Below are 21,105 nucleotides of genomic sequence, written 5' to 3' on the forward strand. Positions count from 1 at the left end.
AACACAACAAATTTTAATTAAAACAAGCAAAATACAATGCTTAATTCATATAAGTATCATTATTTAACATCATTTACAAAATTAATGTTAACCATATGTTATTCTTTTGTAAACAACTTAATTACTAACTAAAAAATTCATGAACTAATGAAATATGAGTTTCAAAAAAGTATGATTTTTATTGTTTTCTTAATTGTAGGCATTACGGCTACTGCACAAATTAAGGTAACCGGAACAGTAAAATCTAACGACGGTGTTCCTCTACTTGGTGTTACCATTATGGAGCAGGGTTCTAGCACAAACGGAACCACTACAGATTTTGACGGAAACTTTACTATTGAAGTTGATAGTCCTAAAGATATGCTAGTAATATCTTACATTGGCTTTGTTACTAAAACGATTGCGATACCAGAAAACAACATTGTAAACGTACAGTTAGTTGAAGATTTAGAACAATTATCTGAGGTGGTTGTTGTTGGTTATGGTTCTGTAAAAAAGAGCGATTTAACCGGTTCTGTTACTTCGGTAGAAATGGATAATATTCCTAATAAACCTGCAAATTCTATAGACGGTTTACTGCAAGGGCAAGTTGCTGGTGTACAAGTAACTACACCATCAGACAATCCTGGTGCTGGCGCTGTTATTAGAATTAGAGGTGGTAGCTCTTTACGCGGCGGTAATGACCCTCTTGTTGTTGTAGACGGTTTTCCTATTGGTTATGCCGGAGATTTAAAACAAATATCGCCACAAGATATTGCTTCTATGGAAGTACTTAAAGATGCTTCTGCAGCTGCAATTTACGGCTCTAGAGGTGCAAATGGTGTAATTATGATTACTACCAAAAAAGGAGCTAAACACACTACAGAGGTTACGGTGTCTCAGCAAAATACGTATGCTAGTTTTACGTCTGATTTAAACCTTTGGCGAGACCCTGTTTTAATGGCAGAACTAAGTAATGAAAGTAGAATTAATGGTGGTTTTACGCCTATTTATATTGGTGCCAATGATGCTAATGGTGTGTATTACCCATCGGTTAGCGAACTTAAAAATGGTAGCTGGGCATACAACACACGTTGGGATGATATTGTTTTTCGTGATCCCGTGTCTAACAACACAAATGTTGCTGTACGTAGCCAAACAGACCGCACACAGTTTAGTTTAAGTACAACTTATTACACCAACGAAGGTGTTTATATTAATGATGATTATGAAAAATTAAATGTTAATTTAAACGTAATTCATAAAATTTACAATGACAAAGTTACCATTGGTGGTAACGTTATTTACTCTAAAGGAAACCAAAACAACAATGGTGGATTAGCTTACTGGCGCAACCCTATTTTTCCTGTGTATATTGACAATAACCCTGTTAACGATTATTTTTTAGCAGGTGCACAAGACTATTCTCACCCAATTGCTTTAACAGAAAACAGAACTAATAAAAATAAATTTTTAGATTTTATAGGTTCTGCCTTTATAGAGGTAGATTTTACAAAAAACCTTAAACTAAAAACTCAAGTAAACCACAAATTTGGGCGTTCTATTACAGATTATTATAACCCTAAAATTTATACTGAAGATGGTACTTTTAATAATGGTTCTGGTGGTATTAATAATTGGGAAAGTAGTGAAACCGTTGCAGAAACCTTTTTAACCTACAACAACACTTTTAACAACCTACACAATTTTACAGCTATGGGTGGTTTCTCTTACCAAGGGTATGAGGCAAGAACATCTGAGCTAAAAGCGTATGATTTTTTAAACGAATCTTTAGGTAATGGCAACCTAGCTACTGGTAACCCAGAAAAACAATCTGTTGCCAATAGCCTTTCTGAAACCGTTATGTACTCTGGCCTTGGCCGTTTAAATTATTCTTATGACGACAAGTATTTGGTAACTTTTACGATGCGTACAGACGGCTCATCTAAATTTGGAGAAAACAACCAATGGGCTATGTTCCCCTCTGGAGCCTTAGGTTGGAAATTACATAAAGAAGATTTTATAAACAACTTAAACATTTTTGATGAACTTAAACTACGTGCTAGTTACGGTATCTCTGGTAACCAAGGCATTTCTCCTTACTTAATTAATAGCAGGTACGGGCAAGATCAATACTACGTAAACGGGCGTTGGCAAACAACAATTGGTCCTGGCTATGTGGTTGGGCAAGATAGCCAGAGTGGTAAAAAAACGTGGGGAGGTATTCCTAATCCAGATTTAAAATGGGAAACTACAGAGCAGTTTAACATTGGTGCAGATTTTGCCTTTTTTAATAACAGATTAAAAGTTACTGCAGATTATTACAAAAAACATACGTCAGACTTATTACGTGAGCGTTTGCTTTCCCCTTCTTCTTCTTATGATAAAATGTGGGTTAATGATGGCGAAATAGAAAACCAAGGTGTAGAGATTACTTTAGATGGTACTATGGTTAATAAAGAAGATTGGGGCTTAAACGGTATGTTTATTTTCTCTAGAAACAAAAACAAAGTTGTTAGCCTTGGTAATGCGGTTTCGTCAGGTTTAAATACTGATGCGTTAACCGGTATTAAATATGAGTTTTCTGGCAACCAAGTAGAAGCTTTCCGTGCTATACCAAACATCTTAGCTGTTGGGCAACCTATAAATGTATTTTATGGCTATAAAGTAGATGGCATTATACAAACTGAAACCGAAGGCTTAGCTGCTGGCCTAGAGGGCAACTTAGCGCAACCAGGAGAGTTTAAGTATGTAGACTTAAATGAAGATGGTGTTATAGATGAAAACGACCGTACTATAATTGGTAATCCTAATCCAGATTTTACAGCAAGTTTAAATCTTAATGGGCGCTACAAAAATTTTGATATTTCTTTATTCTTTAACGGTAGTTTTGGTCAAGATATTTTTAATACCAAAGCTTTTAGTGAGCCAGGAAACATACCATTACGCTGGACGCAAGACAACACTACAAACAGCTACCCAAGCTTAAGAGACGGACGCACACTTTACATGTCTGACTGGTTTATAGAAAAAGGAAGCTTTGTACGTCTACAAAACCTTTCTGTTGGCTACAACATTACAAACTTAAACACGGCTTGGTTTAAAAAAGGTAGAATTTTTATGAACGGAACCAACCTATTTACCATAACAGATTTTAATGGTTATGACCCAGAATTAGGAGGAGATGGTATTTACTGGGGTGGTTACCCTAAGTTAAGGAACTGGACTTTAGGCGTAGAACTAACCTTTTAAAACCAGTTAAAAATGAAAACATTTACAATAATAAACGAATTGAAAATGAAGCAATTTAAAAAATTAATAGTGGCACTTACCCTTGTAGTAGGTGGTACTTCTTGTGAGAGTTTAGATGTAGAACCTACGGGTTTTTATTCTGATGAAAACTTCTACAAAACTATAGAAGACGCAGAAGCAGCTATTTTATATGCTTATGATGCACTTACACTGGTTAGTTATGCTCCTGTAACCTATTATTTTACAGAGTTAGCATCAGACAATTGCGTGGTTAAGGCAGATGAAGGTGCAGATGCACAAGCATTTGTAAATTGGGAGGTAACAGCCCAAAACCAATTACTAACACAGTATTACAGATCTATATATATTGCTGTAAACCGCGCAAATGCAGTAATAGAAAATATAGAGGGCAAAGGTTTTAATCCAGAAGATGAAAAACGTATTTTAGGTGAAGCCTTGTTTTTAAGAGCTTACAACCACTTTAACGCTGTAAAAGCTTTTGGCTTAGCTCCTCTACAAAAATCTTTAATAGATAAGTTAGATGAAACCACAGCTACATTGCCTGCAGATATGCAAGAGGTATATGCCTTTTTAATAGACGATTTAACTAGGGCAATAGATAATTTAGAAGTAAACAGAGTTACTGGTCGTGCAGATAAAGTTGCTGCACAGGCATTACTTGCTAAAGTGTACTTATTTGCTGCCTCTGCTAAAGAAAGTGGTGTTCCTAAATACAATGCCATTTCAGAAAATGTAGATGTTTTATATGCTAAAGCTGCAGAGTATGCTGGTATGGTACTAAACAACCAAGGAGAGTATAGTCATGACACAGATCTTCAGAACATTTATAATGTTGACTCGCCTAACGGACCAGAACATATTTTTATACTATCATTAGACAGGTCTGGCACACAAGAAGGAGATTACTCTAAACTATCAAAATACTTTATTCCTTATATAGATGGGGCTACAGTTTATTTAAAAAACACAGATGATACTTTTTCTCCAACACATGATGGTTGGAGCGTTTTTCAGACAACAGATAAATTATTTACATCATATGATGCAGATGACAAACGTAAAACAGATTTGTTTGTTTCTGAAGTTTATAGCCAAAATGGTACAGCAATTGGGTCTGTAGCAGACGGTACTGTAATTTATCCGTTCACAAGAAAATACATAGATCCTTTATTTGAGGGTGATAAAACAAGTACAAGACCCTACTTAATTCGTTTTTCAGACATACAATTGGTTTATGCAGAAGCTACTGCCAATGCAGATGGTTTAGCACAATACAACCAAATTAGAAGCAGAGCAAACGCTACAGAACTAGCTAGTATTGGTGGCTTATCTAAGGCCGACTTTAGAAAACTAGTTGTAGAAGAACGCCAAAGAGAACTTGCTTACGAAGGAGACCGTTTATGGGATCTTAGACGTACAAACACAGTACAAAGCAATGTAACCAATGCCGCTGGTTTATCTCCAGATGCAGTTGCTTTTTACCCTATTCCGCAACGTGAAATAGACTTAAACCCTAACATCAACTAAACTAAAGCGCAATGAAAAAATTACATAACATATACTTTATAGTGCTGGCACTATTTTTTGTGGCCTGTACAGAAAATCCTCTAGAAGATGTTGAGGGTACCAATTGGCAAAAAGAACGTAATGTGGTTTCTATTTTACTAGAAGGCCAAATAGGCACAGCTATTATAGAACGTAATTTTGATGATGCAAAAATTAAAATTTATGCAAAAACAGAAAATATAGCAGATTTATCTAAGGTAGAGATTAAAAATATTGAACTTTCATATGGTGCAAGTTCTGCAAATGAAAAGGGCACTACATTAGATTTAAGTTCTGGTACAGCTACAATTGCTGTAACAGCTGGGGCTGGTGAAACCCTTAATTGGGAAGTTACATTACTACCATTTAAGTCTGACCTAGAGGGTACTTGGTACATTGGTGATGTACGCATGTATTGCGATATGTTTACTTGGGAAAGCTGGGGCTGGGAAAAAAATGAAAGTATGTTTGGTTACTTAGCAGAATTAAACCCAGAGTTAGACAACAAAATTACTTTTACCGTAGAAGGTGCAGATGCTAAAGGAAACCCTTTTGGTAATTATGAGCATAACGCTGGTGATGACGGTTCTTTTGGTAGTTACTCAGACGCTAGTAAAGGTTGGAACTTTAATTCTAGATTCAGAAAAATACCAACTGGTAATGGCACTTGGTTAAGAGATTTTGAACGCAACAAAGTAATTATTACAGACGCTAATAAAGTAGAGTATGAACTAGATTTAGAATTGCTTACCGCTACAAACGAGGTTAATTTAAAAACTGAAGTTCCTTACCTGGCTGAAAATTTTAGCTGGACAGATACTGACTGGAGTTATGAAGAACTAGCCCATATGTCTAAATTAACTTGGTATACACTAACAAAAGAACGTGTAATACAAACCGGTAATAGCATTACTGGCTTAACAGTTAAAGACCAAGTAGGAGACACACAAATAGATGCAGATGCTAAAGAAATTACGGTTACTATTGCAGATAACGGTACAGATATTTCTGCAATAGAGCTTGCCAGTTTAAACCTTAGCTATGCCGCTACGGCAGACACAAGTGTTGGCAATACTTTAGATTTCTCTACGGACAACACTACTACCATAAATGTTACTTCAGAAACAGGAGAAAGTGTTATGTGGACCATTAAACTAAAATTAGATTTTGATCCTGCAACCGTATCTATTGCAGGCACTTGGAACATTGCTGAAATTGGCGTTTACTGTGATATGTTTACCTGGGAAAGCTGGGGTTGGGAAAAAACTGAACTTTTAAATAATTACCTGCCTAGCGCTGGCAAAGAACTAGACAATACAATTTCATTTGTTGTAGAAGGTAAAAACGGAGACAACCCTTACGGCACATTTGAAAACAATACTGGTACTGATGGTGAGTACGGAGATTTTGTTTCTGATGATACTACTTGGCCAGAAACAGAATTTAATGCTAGGTTTAGAAAAGTGCCTACAGGTACAGGAACTTGGGAACTTGTAGGAGACACAGTAACTATTACAGATAGCTCAGGAGCCGTATTTGTTTTAACACTAGAAATTAATTCTGAAACTGAAATTGCTATAACCTCAGAGGTAGAGTACTTGTCTGAGTTATACAATTGGACAGACACTAACTACAGTTACGAAGAAACTGCACACATGTCTAAAAAAATGTGGTACAACTTAAGTAAATAATAGATCATCAATTTGATTATAAATATTAAGGAGATACAACAATACTAAAAATAAAAATATGAGACTTAAAAATATTTTCGCCGCTGTGCTACCTATGCTACTTGTTGCTGCAAGTTGTGATGATGATGAACCTGTATTTACTTCCGTAGAAAAAAATAGAGAAGTTGTAATTACTGAAGAATTGGTTTCTACCAATTTTGTGGGTAACGGTGCACAATGGGGTGGTTATGATATGGTACCAACTTGGTTAGGTACAGAAACACTTAGTGATGCAGATTGGAACACTTTATTTAGTCGTATAGATTTCATGCGTCCTCCGTTTTTAAGAATTGTAACCAACTCTGGCTGGTCTTATGATAATAATGGTGAGTATGACGAGACTACAAAGACACTATCACTCTTTAAAATTTTAGACTATGCTAAAGATCGTAATATAGAAATTACGTATGGCGAATGGGGACACAATTCCGTAGGCGACATTAGCACTATAGATATGGATTGGATTGAAAAATCTGTAAAATTCTTAAATCATTTAGTAAATGAAAAAGGGTATACCAATATTAAAACCATAAACATTATTAACGAGCCTAATGGCGACTGGTCTAGCACTAAAGGAGATTACAACATTTGGAAAAATGTACAGCTAGCTTATTTAGAAGAAATGAAAAACTACAGCTTGGCAGACCTAAAAGTTATGGGGCCAGATATTGCCGTTTTTAACACCGCTAGCCAAACAGAATGGTTAACAAAAACTGAGGCAGATTTAGGAGACAATGTAGGTTTGTATGACATTCACGTGTACCCACAACAACAACTAATTCGTAATGGTGAATTTGCACAAATGCTTAGCGCATACAAAAAAATAACCCCGGCAGACAAGCGTATTGTTTTAGGAGAAATAGGATTTAAATACACAGAGGTAGATGCAGAACTAAAATTACAAAACGAAGAAGCTATTGCTAACGACCCATATGCTGGTGAAGATTCTAACATGATGATTTATAAAGCTTTTTACGGCATAGATATGGCAGATGCCTTAATACAAGCAATGAGAGAAGGCTTCTCTGGCTCTTTAGTATGGAATATGGATGATGCTATGTACAACAGTCCAGACAACGGAGATTACCAGTCTGATAAATTAAAACGTTGGGGATTTTGGAACATTTTAGGCGAAGAGCACACTGGTGATGCTAGTGATGAAAACATTAGACCATACTTTTATCCTGTTTCCTTGTTAACTCGCTTTTTCCCTGCTGGTAGTGATATTTACAATGTAGAGTTACCTAATAAAAAAGGATTACGCGCCGTAGTAGGCACATACAATGGCAAACAAACAATAGCTATTGTAAACTCACATTACAGCACGTATGAGTTGGTATTAAAATCGGACTTTTTAGGCAACATTACTGCAAACAAATACAGCTATAAATCTAATGCAGATGGCTCTTTTGTTGGTAAAGTAGATGAAAATGGCTTTGCTACTCCAATAGAAAACAACAAAGAATTAAACTTTACAAATGGAGTAAATATGACGCTAGAGGGCGAGTCTTTTGTACTATTTACCAATATGGAATAAGCCAAAAACTAAAGTTTAAAAAATCAATCAAAAGTAATTTACAAATAAGGAAATAAAAATTAGAATGAATACTGTAACAGAAAACAAAACAGGATTATTACGTCTTAAAAAACACCAAAACAATCCGGTATTAAGTCCAAATCCAAAAAACGATTGGGAAAGCTTAGTAGTATGCAACCCTGGTGTTTGGTATGAGAATGGTACATTTTATATGCTATACAGAGCCGCTGGTAACGATAAAGAACATCAAATACGTTTTGGTTTAGCCACTAGTACAGATGGTGTAAACTTTACGCGTAGCTCTAACCAACCTGTTTTTAGTCCAAGTACCGATGGGCCAGATATGGGAGCTGTAGAAGATCCTAGAATTGTTAAATTTGGAGAAGAGTTTTATGTAACCTACGCCTACAGACCTCATCCTCCAGGGCAGTATTGGAACTTTGACCATGATCAAATTTTATTACCAGATTGTGATGCTGATGCTCCGTTGGTTTTAAAAAACAACATTGCCAACTCTGGCTTATTGCTAACCAAAGATTTTAAAAATTACAGACGTTTAGGAAGAATTACACAAAGTAATTTAGACGATAGAGATGTTATTATTTTTCCTGAAAAAATAAACGGAAAATATGCAATGTTACACAGACCAAAAGAATGGATTGGTAAAGAGTATGGTTGTGATAAACCTTCTATATGGATTCGTTTTTCTGACGATTTAATGGTTTGGGAAGAGCCAAGTACACTACTACTTGCCGGCATAAACAATAGTTGGGAAGAAAAAATTGGAGGCAGTACTCCTCCTCTTAAAACAAAAGATGGCTGGTTAATTATTTACCATGGTGTAGAAAATGGTGGCTTAGGTTATTACCGTGTTGGAGCAGCTCTTTTAGACTTAGAAGATCCTACAATTGTAAAATCTAGGCTCAAAAATTGGATTATGGAGCCAGAGCACGACTATGAAATTGACGGCTTTTACAAAGGTTGCGTGTTTCCTACTGGAAATATGATTATTGATGATACTTTATACGTATATTATGGTGCTGCAGACAGGTATGTTGGCCTTGCAACATGTAATATTGATGAATTATTAAATGAACTTAAAAATGCTTAAAAAGCAACTCTTTAATTACATTTTACTTCTCCTTTTTTTGCCGTTGGCATTTTGCCAATCGGTAAAAAAAGAAGAGTTGGTTAAAATTGAAAACAATAGTATTATTTCTTCTGAGTTTATTGGCAACGGTGTAGAGTGGTCTGCGTATCCACACGCAGATGCAGATGATGCAGAATGGGGTTTATTAATGACCAATAAAAAATGGAAAACCGTTTTTAAAAGGTTAGACTACATGAAACCAAAAATTGTTAGGGTTTTAGACCAGGCCAATTGGAGGTATTTAGAAGGTATAGACAAAAATGGCAACCCAATTCTTAATTTTGAAAACCAAGAAATGCAAGCTTTATACAAGCTACTAGACTACTGCCAAAAAAACGACATAAAAGTTATACTTGGAGAATGGGGACAACCGTACAAAGTACATGACACCCATTTAAAAATGCAAGATGCATTTACTGGAGCCACAGATCCTAAATGGTTAAACAGTATTGCAGAACACCTAGACTACCTAGTTAACACTAAAGAGTATACTTGTATTAAGTATTACAATTTGGTAAATGAACCAAACGGTTATTGGTCTTCTATAGATGGTAATTGGGACGAGTGGAAACTTGGTGTTAAAAAACTAGATAGTGCTTTTGCATCAAAAAAACTAAAAACACCCGTAAAGGTTATTGGCCCAGATGCTACTCCTTTTAACAATGATAAATCTAAATACACAGGAGAAGAGTGGGCTAAAGAAGCAGTATTACAATTAAGTGATGTTTTAGCTGCTTATGATGTTCATGATTACCCAACAAAAGAATTTGTACGTTCTGGTGATTTTGAAAAACACTACACTAAAATGATTTCTTTTGCAGATAGCGTTGCAAAAAAACCTTTTATTTTAGGTGAAATAGGTTTTGAAAAATATGTAGACGAAAACATAAAAAGGTATGAGGCAGACCCGTTTGCTAGCCCAGATAGTCAATTATCTGTTTATGATTATGACTATGGTGTAGATATGGCAGATGCACTAATACAGTCTATGAATAGCGGTTTTGATGCCGTTATTGCTTGGGGATTAGATGATGCTATGCATACCAACGGTGATACAGGCGAAAAAAATCAGCTTAAAAAATGGGGAATGTGGAATATTCTTGGCAAAGAACTAACTGGTGATGCTAAAGAAGAAAACATAAGACCTTGGTTTTATACGTGGTCTATTTTAACCAGATACTTTACAGAAGATATGAAAATTGTAAAAACTACTGGTTTAAACCTAAACAAAGTACGTATGGTATCTGGCTGGTCTACAAACAACCACGTTACGTTTTCTATTGTAAATAATAGTAGCAAAAACGCAACTTTTACACTAGACACCAAAAATTTACAAAATAAAAACTTTAAAAAGTTTATATACAGTGAAAAAAACAGACCTGTAGACGGTAATAACTTTCCTAAAGCAGTACAAACTAATTTAAGTTTTACATCAGACTCAAAGCAAATAACTATTCCTGCAAAAAGCGTATTACTTTACACAACCTACAATTATTAAATTATGAGTAACTTAAGTTATATAGACCTTACTGTACTAGTATTGTACATTGTTTTTATAGTATGGTGGGCTTTAAAAAATGGAAAAAGTAAAGATTCTGATGCCTATTTTTTAGCTGGCAGAAATTTAACTTGGCCAATGGTTGGATTATCTTTATTTGCCGCAAGTGTATCTAGCTCTACACTAATGGGGCATTCTGGGGAAGGCTTTATTAGCGGTATTGCAGTATTTAATTATAACTGGATATCGGTTTTAATAATGGTATTTTTTGCCATGTTTTTTTTGCCTTTTTATATAAAATCTGGAATTTTTACAATGCCAGAGTTTTTAGAGCGCAGGTTTGATGGCAAATCTAGATCTTACTTTTCTTTTATTACAATTATTGGTAACGTTTTTTTAGATGCCTCTGCTACGCTATACACAGGCGCCTTAATTATTAAAATGATTTTTCCGGAAGTAGAAATTTTCTGGATTATTATAGGTATGGCAGCTGTTGCAGGTAGTTATACCATTATTGGTGGTTTATCTTCTGCTATTAATGCAGATATGATACAAGCTGCTGTATTAATTATTGGTTCTTCAATTTTATCGTTCTATGCTATTAGTAGTATTGGCGGCTGGGAATCTTTTATAGATAAATTTAATGATGGTGTTTGGTTAAAGCTAACCAGACCTTTAGACGACCCTACTGTACCTTGGTTAGGTATGTGGATTGGCATTCCTATACTTGGGTTTTATTTTTGGGCTAACAACCAAGTTATGGTACAACGTGTATTATCTGCAAAATCTATAGATCATGGCAGAAAAGGTGTGCTTTTGGTTGGCTTTTTATACCTATTTACTTTATTTATATTTATTGTACCAGGATTAATTGCACGCGGCATAAACCTATTTGGAGTAGAAAATTTACCACATGAACTTATTAGTGGTATAGATTTAAAAGAAATATATGGCATTAATACAGACCAAGTATATCCTAGACTAATTGTAAAGTTATTACCTGTTGGTTTAATTGGTATTATTTTATCTGCAATGATATCTGCATTAACCTCAACATTAAGCGCAACACTAAGTTCTGTATCTACTTTATTTACTATGGATTTTTATAGTAAAATAGATAAAAATGCTAGTAGCACTAAAAAGGTAAAAGTTGGTAAAATAACTGCTGTTGTTACTTTAATAATTGCTGTTATTTGGGCTCCTTACATACAAACTTTTGATTCTCTTATTGCTTATTACCAAGAAATAGTTTCATACTTGGCCCCACCAATTGTAGGGACATTTTTTATTGGCTTGTTCTGGAAAAGAGCCAATGCAAAAGGCGCTTTTAGCGGATTAATGGCTGGTTTAGCTGTTGCCGTTTTAATTATGACATTAAAGTATGTATTAAACGTAGAAATAAATATTCACTTTTTATTATTAGCTCCAGTATTACTTATTATAAGTTTAGTTGTTTCTGTTGCTGTAAGTTTGGCCACTGCTCCACCACCTCCAGAAAAGGTTGAAGCAAATACGTGGACTAAACAAATTTGGATAGATGAAACCAAAGAATTACAAGGTATTGTTTGGTATAAAAACTTTAGAGTACAAGCAGTTTTGTTAGTTATAGCTTGCTTTGTTATGTATGGCTTATTTTATTAAAAAAGGCTATGTTTAGTTAATTAAAAATCCCACATCATAACAATGTGGGATTTTTTTAGTTAGAAGAGAACCTTAACCTAAACTTCATAACTTTTATTTCCGTAGTGCATTTTTATTTGCGCTAACTGACCAACAATTTTAATAGAGTCCTTCATAGATAATTTAGAACCATCTGCGTGTATCCATCTTTTTAATGGTTGTTCGCAAATTAGCTGCTGTACATTATCTTTTCCGTATTTCTTTTTCATACGCATAAAGATCTCAACATCAAACAACCAACGTGTAATAAACTTTTTATTAAACATTGTAGTTGCTATTTCTCTGTCCATTATTTTAGCACCACACTGAGTGTCTTTAAATGGCATTTTTAATATATTTTGAATAATAAGGTTTATGGTTTTACTTATTATTTTACGTGCAGATTCCTTAGTAATATCTGCTCCCATTCTACTAATTCTAGAGCCACTAACAATCTTATATTCTGAGTTTTCTAATGTCTTCACAAGCTCATCAAAATCTCTAAAATCTGTAGATAAATCTGCATCTAAGTAGCCTATATAATCAAACTGCGGATCTTTAGCTAAATGCAATACTCCTTGACGAACTGCTTCTGCTTTGCCTCCATTTTTTTTACAATTGTAAACACTAATGGTATTTTCACTTTCTTTCCTTAGTTCTTCTAAAACTTCTAAGGTATTATCTGTACTGCCATCGTTTACAAAACATAGGTGATAACCTAGATTTTTTTGGGCAAAATCTTTAAACTCTGCGCTAGATAGCCTATCTGCTTCGTTATAACAAGGTATAACTACCCCAACACAATTTTTTTGCAACATTTGCGCGCCCTCTACTTTTGTAATAGTTTTAGCATCTTCTGGAGCACCAACAATACGCTTTACTCTTGCTGCTACTTCTTCTAAACTTACGGGTTTCTTCATATAGTCATCTATACCAAGGTTAAACCCATCTAAAATTATATCTTCATTTGTATTACCAGACATAACCATTATAGCCGTATTAGAATTGTTTTTAATGTGTTTTACTACATCTAAACCATTCATATCTGGCATATTTATATCTACAATTACAAGGTCTGGTTTAAAGCTATTAAAAGTTTCTATACCAGTTACACCAGAACTCGCTGTCTGTACTTGGTATCCCAAGTCAGTTAATTTCTTTTCTACAGAGAGTAAAATTAATTGCTGGTCATCAATTGCTAAAATTTTCATAGGTTAAGGTTTTTTGTTTTGGGGAAAAGGCTATAGGTTTTTTACCATAACTTTCTGATACAAAGGTACTATGCTTATGCAACTAAAAAGTTGATCGTAAGGTCAATAACCATTTTCTGTAGACGAATGGTTTTATAAGTGAGTTAACATACATTATTTATAATACCACAATATGCTTATCTTTATCTTGTTTTATATTCTTACAGGTTTAAATTTATGAAGAGAACCAATATTTTATTAATATTAGCTCTTATTGTTGGTGTTGCTTTCCATGGGTCTAGTATTTTCTTTACGTTAGAAAATACATATGACGCTCTAATTCACCTGTTTTTTGCCGATCACTACGCTAATAGTTGGTTTGAGCCTTGGGATTACAGGTGGTACACAGGTTTTACTGTACAAGCCTATCCCCCTTTAGTACACCAATTAATAGGTCTTTTATCTTACATAGGTGGCCTAAAGTTTGGGATGTTTACAGTTGCACTGCTTGCAATTATTTTATTTATAACTGGTGCTTACAGGTTTGGGTTGCTCATAACTGCTAATAGGCGCGTTGCTGGATACACTGCGTTATTAGCTGTTTTTTCTTCTACATTTATAGAAACCCTACATATATTTGGACAATTACCTAGTATTATGGGATTGTCTATACTACTACACAGTATACCTGAAATTTATTTATGGATAAAAGAGGGTAAAATTAGATACTTAGTTACTAGTTTATCATTAATAGCAGTAACAGTTACCTCTCATCATGTTACGCCAATTTTTGGTATGGTATTTTTTATATTTCCGCTTATTGGTATGGTCATAATGGATACTGCCAAAGACAAAGTAAAAGATACTAAGGCTATACATTTAAAAACATTTATTTGGGCTTTTAAAAAACTATTTTGGCGTATTGTAGTATTTGGGTTTTCATCACTACTACTAATTATATTCTGTATTTTGCCATACTGGGTAAATTCTAAAAAAAACCCTATAACTCAAGTTCCTATTCCGCACGGCTCTAGAGACAATTTTTTAGAGGTTTTGTCTTCTGGCTTGGTATTTTTTATGATTCCTTGGGGCATATTGCTATTTATATTGCCGTATATATTTTATAGATATTACAGTAAACGTTACTTATTTTTTGGGTTATCATTTACTATGTTAACTATTTTAGGTACTGGTGGTACAACACCAATACCCTTAAAATTATTAGGAGAAACTGCCTTTAACATTTTAACATTAGACCGTTTTACTCTTTGGGCCACAATTATGGCACTGCCAATATTTGGAGAGTTTGCTTACAGAATGATTGAGGGTGATTTAAAAAACAATATCCAGAAAAGGTTTGGAGCTGTATACCACAGAATTGTTGGTGGTTTTTTTATGGTTGGCATATTATTTATGGTAATTTTTACAATGAGTTTGGGCTATTTTAGACCATCACAACCAGCAAAAATTAAAATGCTACCTATTGTAAATTTTTTAAATCAGGATCAGCATGACCATTGGCGTTACTTAACACTTGGCTTTGGGGACCAAATGGCTTGGTTATCTGCACAAACAAAAGCAATGACTGTAGATGGTAATTACCACTCTGCACGGCGACTCCCAGAGCTAACAACAAGAGCTATAGAACGTTTAGAAAACTCAAAATTTAGAGGCGTAGAAGGTATTGGATCCTTACAGCAATTTTTAACGGTACCAGAAAAATACAATTTAAAGTATATTTTTTCTAACGATAAATTTTATGATCCCATACTATACTTTTCTGGCTGGCAACGTTTGCAACAGTTAGAAAATGGTATTATGGTTTGGGAAAAACTAAATGTGCCACCTATACCCGCAATTATACCCAAAGAAGATGTACCAACCTTTTTAAAAATAATGTGGAGTACTATACCGGTTTTAACCATTTTACTTGCATTTATTATTAATATACAAATGGTATGGTATAGAACCTTAAAGTCTAAAAAACTAGCGTTACCGTCTTATTTAAAGTATAAAATAGAATACACAAAATTCTCTAGTGGCTTAGTAACTATTAACCATTTTTGGGCATTTATTGTTATGGTTTGTTTGTCTTATGGCGGATATTTATTTTATGTAGAAAACAGCACGCAATTATCGGCCAAAAATGTAGTTACTGCCTATTATGACGCTGTAGATTTTAAAGAGTTTGAAAGGGCTTATTCATACATTAACCCAGATGATGGTGTTAGCCTATCTCAGTATATGTTAGAAATTTCTGTTACAGACGGTATTCTAAGTTCTTATGCCAAGTTAGATTCAATTGGAATTTCATACGTAAATAAAACAGAGAAAAGTGCAAAAGTAAAAGTAGATACCAGGTGGATTACGCCTTTGGATGCTGTAGAGAAAACATTTTATCATACCGTAAAAAAGAAAAGGAATAAATGGTATTTAAGTGTTTCTAAATTAGATAACGATTTACCTCCAGACCAATTGTTTACAGACAACGCTACCACTTTTTTTAACCATGGTAGACGTAAAATAACAACAGAACAAACACACCATGAAGATGTATTAAAGCAACCTGTTTTAGAAGTATTAACCGCTAAACTTATAAAATACAACGGCAGGTATAGTATTATTGGACAAATACAAAACGTAGACAATGTGCCTTCTGATGTTGTTATAAAAGGAACTCTTTACAATGATGAAAATAAAGAATTAGCCAATTATAACGCTAAAGACAATATTAAGCACAAGCTAATGCCAAAAGAAATTACTGCTTTTAAAATTAATTTTGAAGGTATTGCCTGGTCCTCTACAAAAGATACGTTACCTCCAACATTTAATCCGGATGAGTTTACACCTATTAATTTAGATGAAATACCAACAAAGTTTAATTTACAATGCGCCGGCAACGTTGCCAATACAGATTTATATAAAAAATTATCTGTGCAAGAATTAAACTTTACAAATACCACAATGAACGGTACACTTTTTAATTCTGGTGTGCAAGAAGTTACTATACCTCAACTACTAATTTCTTATTATGATAATAACAAAAAACTAGTGTGGGTAGATCATAATTTTTTATCTGAAGGTGTACGTATACAACGAAAACAACATTTTAATTATAACCTGCTAAACCTTAGTAATTTAAAAGTTATTAGTGATGATATGACAAATTGTTTTGTAAACGGCTCTCCTAACATAGAAATAGCTAAAAAAATGTTTCCTGACAGAAAACACAACCATATGTTTGAACAATTGCAAGAACAAAAAGGAGATGGTTATAATTTTATAAGATTAGAAGTTAATAGTTACATTGGCAACCCAAAATAAGCTTGAAAAATTACATTTACATAATATTATTATTTCTTTTCTGCATTAGCTGCGGCAAAAAAGAGACACCCAAAAAACAAAATACCAAAAACGTAGCTTTTACCCTTATAACATCTAAAAAAAACTATACCGTTTCAGATTCTATCTCTTTAGAATTTAGTACTAACCAACAAAATAATGCCATTTTAGTTTTAAAAAATGCCTATGGCATAACTGCCATAAAACCAAAACTAAACAGCACTAAACTAACTTATAAAATACCATCAAATTTCACCAAAATAGTAGGTAATTTAAAGTGGTTATTGGTTTTAGATAACAGCACAAAATTGCAAGGCACACTTAACATAACGCCAGAAACTAACAACTACCCAAAACTAGAAACCTATTTAGGACCAAGAAGTATTGTAGCCGGAGGAAAAGATTTTTCTATGCTTGTAAACGCACCCACAGATAGGTTTGATAATCCTTTACAAACAGGTACTAAGGTGGCTATTAAACATCAATTTAAAAAAGAAGTTATAACTGACACTTTAAGAGTTAAAAATTTAGTGGCTTGGACCAACATTTTTTCTCCTCAAAAAACAGGTCGCATATTAATTACATCTTTGGTAGACAGTACAAAATCTAAGGAATTGACCACTGTAATTTTACCAGACAACGCATCTAACTTTACAGTAGACTACAGTAGAAATCATAAATATGCAGATGGTAACCAAATTATAACATTTACAACATCTACAATAAAAGACAACCACGGCAATGTAGTTAGTGATGGTACTTTGGTGTTATTTACGGTTAAAGACAGTATGGGAAACTTGTTACAAACCAATGGTACAACTATAAATGGTGTTGCCATAGCAAAACTACTACACCCTTCTAAAAAGGAGTCTTGGACAGTTACTGCCTATGTTACAGGAGCCGCAAAAAGTGACCCAATTATGGTAGATTTTAGTTCCGCAATAAAAGACTATAAGATACAGTTATCTACCAACAACAGAATAATTACCATAGGCCCAATAGAAAGTTTTATGCAACAATTTGTGCCAGATGGGTTAACCGTAACTGTATGTATTTATACAAAAGACGGCAAATTACTAAATACAATTAAGACCACAAGTTTAAAAGGTATTGCCAAGTTTAATTTTGATGAAAACTTTTATAAAGAAGGAACTTACAATATTAAAATTGAAGCTGCCGGAATTATTAAAAACAAAGTAATAATGCTAAAATGAAGATAAATAAAACAATATATAGAGCACTTTTATTACTGTCTTTTGTGGCCTTAAATGGCTTAGTATTAATTGGCATTAGCGCAATATTAGCTTACTTAAATACAGGGGCAGAAAGGACTTCTATTTTACATATTGAGCAAAATTTTGAAGAAACGTATACCCCAAAAATTATATGGTATAACACCACTAATGAAGGTAGAGAAATTGAAGACCAAACATTACAAACTATAGAAGAAGATTACAAAAATGCTTGGAACGTGCGCAATATTGCTTTAGCAAGTAATAATATGTATGGTGTAGATGATTTTTTTACCACTAGTGCCAGAGCTAAATTAGATAGTATTATTAAACTAAACGCTAAAAACGGAATTACATTGGTTACCACATCTATACAACATAACCCTACCATAGATTTTTATAGCGCAGATGGTAAACTAGTAGTGTTTACAGATAATAATGTAGAACAATATAACGAGGTTTACAGTAACAATAACTTAATAAGTACATTTTACAGTACACCTAGTTATAAAGTTATGATGCTTTTAGAAGATGGTTTTTGGCGCATTAGGCATTTAGTAGAAATTAACAAAGACACCAAAAATAACACTGTACAGCCCACAAAACAGCAACACAATAAAACTATAGCTTCTGGTGTAAATTATTACCCAAAAAATACACCTTGGGATATGTTTGGACAAACTTTTAACAGTAAAATAATAGAAAAAGATTTTGCCTTAATACAAGAGTTAAAATTAAATACAATACGCATTTTTGTTCCCTATGAAACCTTTGGAAAAGCTACAGTAGACCAAAAAAAATTAATGCAATTAAAGCAAACTTTAGATATAGCAGAAAAACACAAACTAAATGTAATTGTTACTCTTTTTGATTTTTATGGTAATTATGATGTACAGGACTGGACCTTAAATCATAGGCATGCAGAACAAATTGTAAATACACTTAAAGAACACCCAGCTTTAGTTGCTTGGGATATTAAAAACGAACCAGATTTAGATTTTGAATCTAGAGGAAAATTAAAAGTAATTGCCTGGCTTAAAGAAATGATTAAAAACATAAGAAAGTGGGATACTAAAACAGATATTACCATAGGATGGTCTAGCACAGAAGCCGCAGAAAACTTAGTTGATGAAGTAGATATAATATCTTTTCATTACTACAAAGAACCTAAGGATTTTTTAAAATCATTTAGTTTGCTAAAAAGTAAAGCAAAAGGTAAAGATTTGGTTTTACAAGAATATGGTTATTCCTCCTACAGCGGTTTTTGGAATTTATACACTGGCTCTAAAGATGAACAAGCTAATTATTATAAAGAAATGCAATTGTATATAGAGCAAGAAAATATTCCTTTTGTATTATGGACATTGTATGATTTTGAAACCATACCAACGGCAGTAGTAGGCAGGTTACCATGGCGAAAAAACCAGCAAAAACATTTTGGGTTGTACACAACAGATGGCCAACCTAAAGAAGCCTTAAAATATATTAAACCAAAAAAGTAAAAGGGAAACAGCTAACCATACTGTTCCCCTTTTTTGGCTTAACCTCACCATAATTTATTTTACTAAAAGCTCTACTGCTTCTCTTTCTTTCTCCATCTCTCTTTCTTTTTCTCTTTCTGCTATAATAGTATCAATACTTATGCTACCTGATTTAGCCATTTGTATTGCTGCAAAATAATCTACATACATTTGTGTAATATCAGACATTGGTAAAGAACAAGCCGCTTTATAGTTTGCTTTACTTAACTGTTCACGGTAATCATCATAAGTGATAATATTTTCTATTGCATCTGCTAAAGATTCTGCACTTTCTGGCTCAAAAAACTCACCTTTATATCCTTCTTCCTTAACTAATATACTTAAGTCTCCTAAGTCTGGTAACGCAACTGCTTTACCATAACTACCTGCTTGGTGTAAAACACCAGAGCTACCTGTTGTTGATGTATAAGGAAAAACAACAACAGCACTTTCATTAAAAATAACAGGTACATCCTCTTCTGCAACATAACCAGTAAATCTTAGTTGATCTACGTGTTCATATTTTTTGCTCACTTCATTTAAATAACCTGGTGTGTTTGGGCTATCTGTACCTGCTATTACAATCTCTATATCTTGTTTTGTACGCTTACGAATAATTTCTACTGCGTCTATTAAAATTTCTACTTTTTTATAAGTTCCAAATTTTCCAAAAGCCATAACTTGCTTAGGTCCTTTTGGTAATTCATATGTTGGTTCTGGTGGTGTTTCAAAAGCTCCGTGAGGAATTAAAGCGACATTTCTAGAGTTATACTTACCCTCTAAAATAGTTTTATATTTACTAATTGTTACCGCCAAAATATCTGATCCTAAAATTACTTTAGTTAATGTAGCTCCAATAAAATTGTATGCCTTTTTAAGAAAACTGCTTTTGGTTATTCCTGCATTTTCTAAATCTACCTGCTCCAAAATATTGTGTAATAAAGATATTGTTGGTATACCCTTTAATTTGCAAATTAATGGTAACATTAAACCTAACGCAGCTGGTACTTTTTTATCTCCAAATTTTAAAAACTGAAGGTTAAACAACACTGCGTCTGGCTTAGTGTCTGCAATTGCGCCCATGATACCAAAAACATTTTTGTAGCTATTAAAACTCCAACATTCTTTAACTGTAATTTTACAGCCTTCTTCTGTAAAAGAAAGGTCTTTTGCTTCTTTGGTTTTGTCTGTAATTAAGACTATTTCTGTTACTTCTTTTTGTAGTCTAAAATGTTTTACCAAGTGGTATCCGTATTCTGTTAAAGTTACTTTACTTGGTGGGTACGCTGTTACAATTGCTAATTTCATAAGGTTAAGTTTTAATAATTTATTTGGGATAAATTGTTATACAAATATCCGTCTTAAAGCCTTATTTAATAGCTGTTTAGAGGTAAAATACCAATTACTGTAGACGAATGGAAAGCACCCTGCGATTAACGTTTTTTTAACA

12 protein-coding genes are annotated in these 21,105 nt (G+C 33.7%); 10 read left to right on the forward strand and 2 right to left on the reverse strand.

Annotated elements, in window-relative coordinates; genetic code table 11:
- The first annotated feature begins 147 nt into the window (after positions 1 to 147).
- The 7 genes from PBN93_RS05960 (at position 148) to PBN93_RS05990 (ending at position 12,353) form a co-directional block, all read left to right on the forward strand.
- On the forward strand, positions 148 to 3,231 hold the full coding sequence (locus PBN93_RS05960) for a SusC/RagA family TonB-linked outer membrane protein (protein ID WP_271081667.1): 3,084 nt from the start codon (positions 148 to 150) through the stop codon (positions 3,229 to 3,231).
- Positions 3,232 to 3,243: 12 nt separating this feature from the next.
- The gene (locus PBN93_RS05965) at positions 3,244 to 4,779 is read left to right on the forward strand and encodes a RagB/SusD family nutrient uptake outer membrane protein (protein WP_271081668.1); all 1,536 of its coding nucleotides are present in this window, start codon (positions 3,244 to 3,246) and stop codon (positions 4,777 to 4,779) included.
- Between the two features lie 11 nt (positions 4,780 to 4,790).
- Complete coding sequence (locus PBN93_RS05970; protein WP_271081669.1) at positions 4,791 to 6,488, forward strand: hypothetical protein; 1,698 nt, start codon at positions 4,791 to 4,793, stop codon at positions 6,486 to 6,488.
- 58 nt (positions 6,489 to 6,546) lie between these two features.
- Positions 6,547 to 8,064 carry a hypothetical protein gene (locus PBN93_RS05975; protein WP_271081670.1) on the forward strand — a complete coding sequence of 506 codons (1,518 nt, stop codon included), beginning with the start codon at positions 6,547 to 6,549 and terminating at the stop codon, positions 8,062 to 8,064.
- Between the two features lie 64 nt (positions 8,065 to 8,128).
- Positions 8,129 to 9,175 (forward strand): glycoside hydrolase family 130 protein, encoded by a 1,047-nt coding sequence (locus PBN93_RS05980; RefSeq protein WP_077404133.1) that lies wholly within the window; start codon positions 8,129 to 8,131, stop codon positions 9,173 to 9,175.
- Between the two features lie 76 nt (positions 9,176 to 9,251).
- Positions 9,252 to 10,712 (forward strand): hypothetical protein, encoded by a 1,461-nt coding sequence (locus tag PBN93_RS05985; protein ID WP_271081671.1) that lies wholly within the window; start codon positions 9,252 to 9,254, stop codon positions 10,710 to 10,712.
- Between the two features lie 3 nt (positions 10,713 to 10,715).
- The gene (locus PBN93_RS05990) at positions 10,716 to 12,353 is read left to right on the forward strand and encodes a sodium:solute symporter (protein ID WP_271081672.1); all 1,638 of its coding nucleotides are present in this window, start codon (positions 10,716 to 10,718) and stop codon (positions 12,351 to 12,353) included.
- A 77-nt stretch (positions 12,354 to 12,430) separates the two neighbouring features.
- Here PBN93_RS05990 and PBN93_RS05995 read toward each other — a convergent pair whose 3' ends face one another.
- On the reverse strand, positions 12,431 to 13,582 hold the full coding sequence (locus PBN93_RS05995) for a response regulator (RefSeq protein WP_077404139.1): 1,152 nt from the start codon (positions 13,580 to 13,582) through the stop codon (positions 12,431 to 12,433).
- Positions 13,583 to 13,798: 216 nt separating this feature from the next.
- Between PBN93_RS05995 and PBN93_RS06000 the strand changes: the two genes are divergently transcribed.
- The 3 genes from PBN93_RS06000 to PBN93_RS06010 are packed head-to-tail and all read left to right on the forward strand — an operon-like array spanning position 13,799 to position 19,637.
- Positions 13,799 to 16,885: a hypothetical protein gene (locus PBN93_RS06000; protein WP_271081673.1), complete on the forward strand. Its 3,087-nt coding sequence runs from the start codon at positions 13,799 to 13,801 to the stop codon at positions 16,883 to 16,885.
- 2 nt (positions 16,886 to 16,887) lie between these two features.
- A complete protein-coding gene (locus PBN93_RS06005) occupies positions 16,888 to 18,117 on the forward strand; it encodes an Ig-like domain-containing protein (protein WP_077404145.1) in 1,230 nt (409 codons plus the stop codon).
- Positions 18,114 to 19,637, forward strand: a complete 1,524-nt coding sequence (locus PBN93_RS06010) for a glycoside hydrolase family 2 TIM barrel-domain containing protein (RefSeq protein ID WP_077404148.1) — start codon at positions 18,114 to 18,116, stop codon at positions 19,635 to 19,637. Before PBN93_RS06005 ends, PBN93_RS06010 begins: the two co-directional genes overlap by 4 nt.
- Positions 19,638 to 19,691: 54 nt before the next feature.
- Here PBN93_RS06010 and PBN93_RS06015 read toward each other — a convergent pair whose 3' ends face one another.
- Positions 19,692 to 20,963 (reverse strand): glycosyltransferase, encoded by a 1,272-nt coding sequence (locus PBN93_RS06015; protein ID WP_077404151.1) that lies wholly within the window; start codon positions 20,961 to 20,963, stop codon positions 19,692 to 19,694.
- Positions 20,964 to 21,105: the final 142 nt, after the last annotated feature.

The organism is Cellulophaga omnivescoria, assembly GCF_027915275.1.
GTDB classification, from domain to species: Bacteria; Bacteroidota; Bacteroidia; order Flavobacteriales; family Flavobacteriaceae; genus Cellulophaga; species Cellulophaga omnivescoria.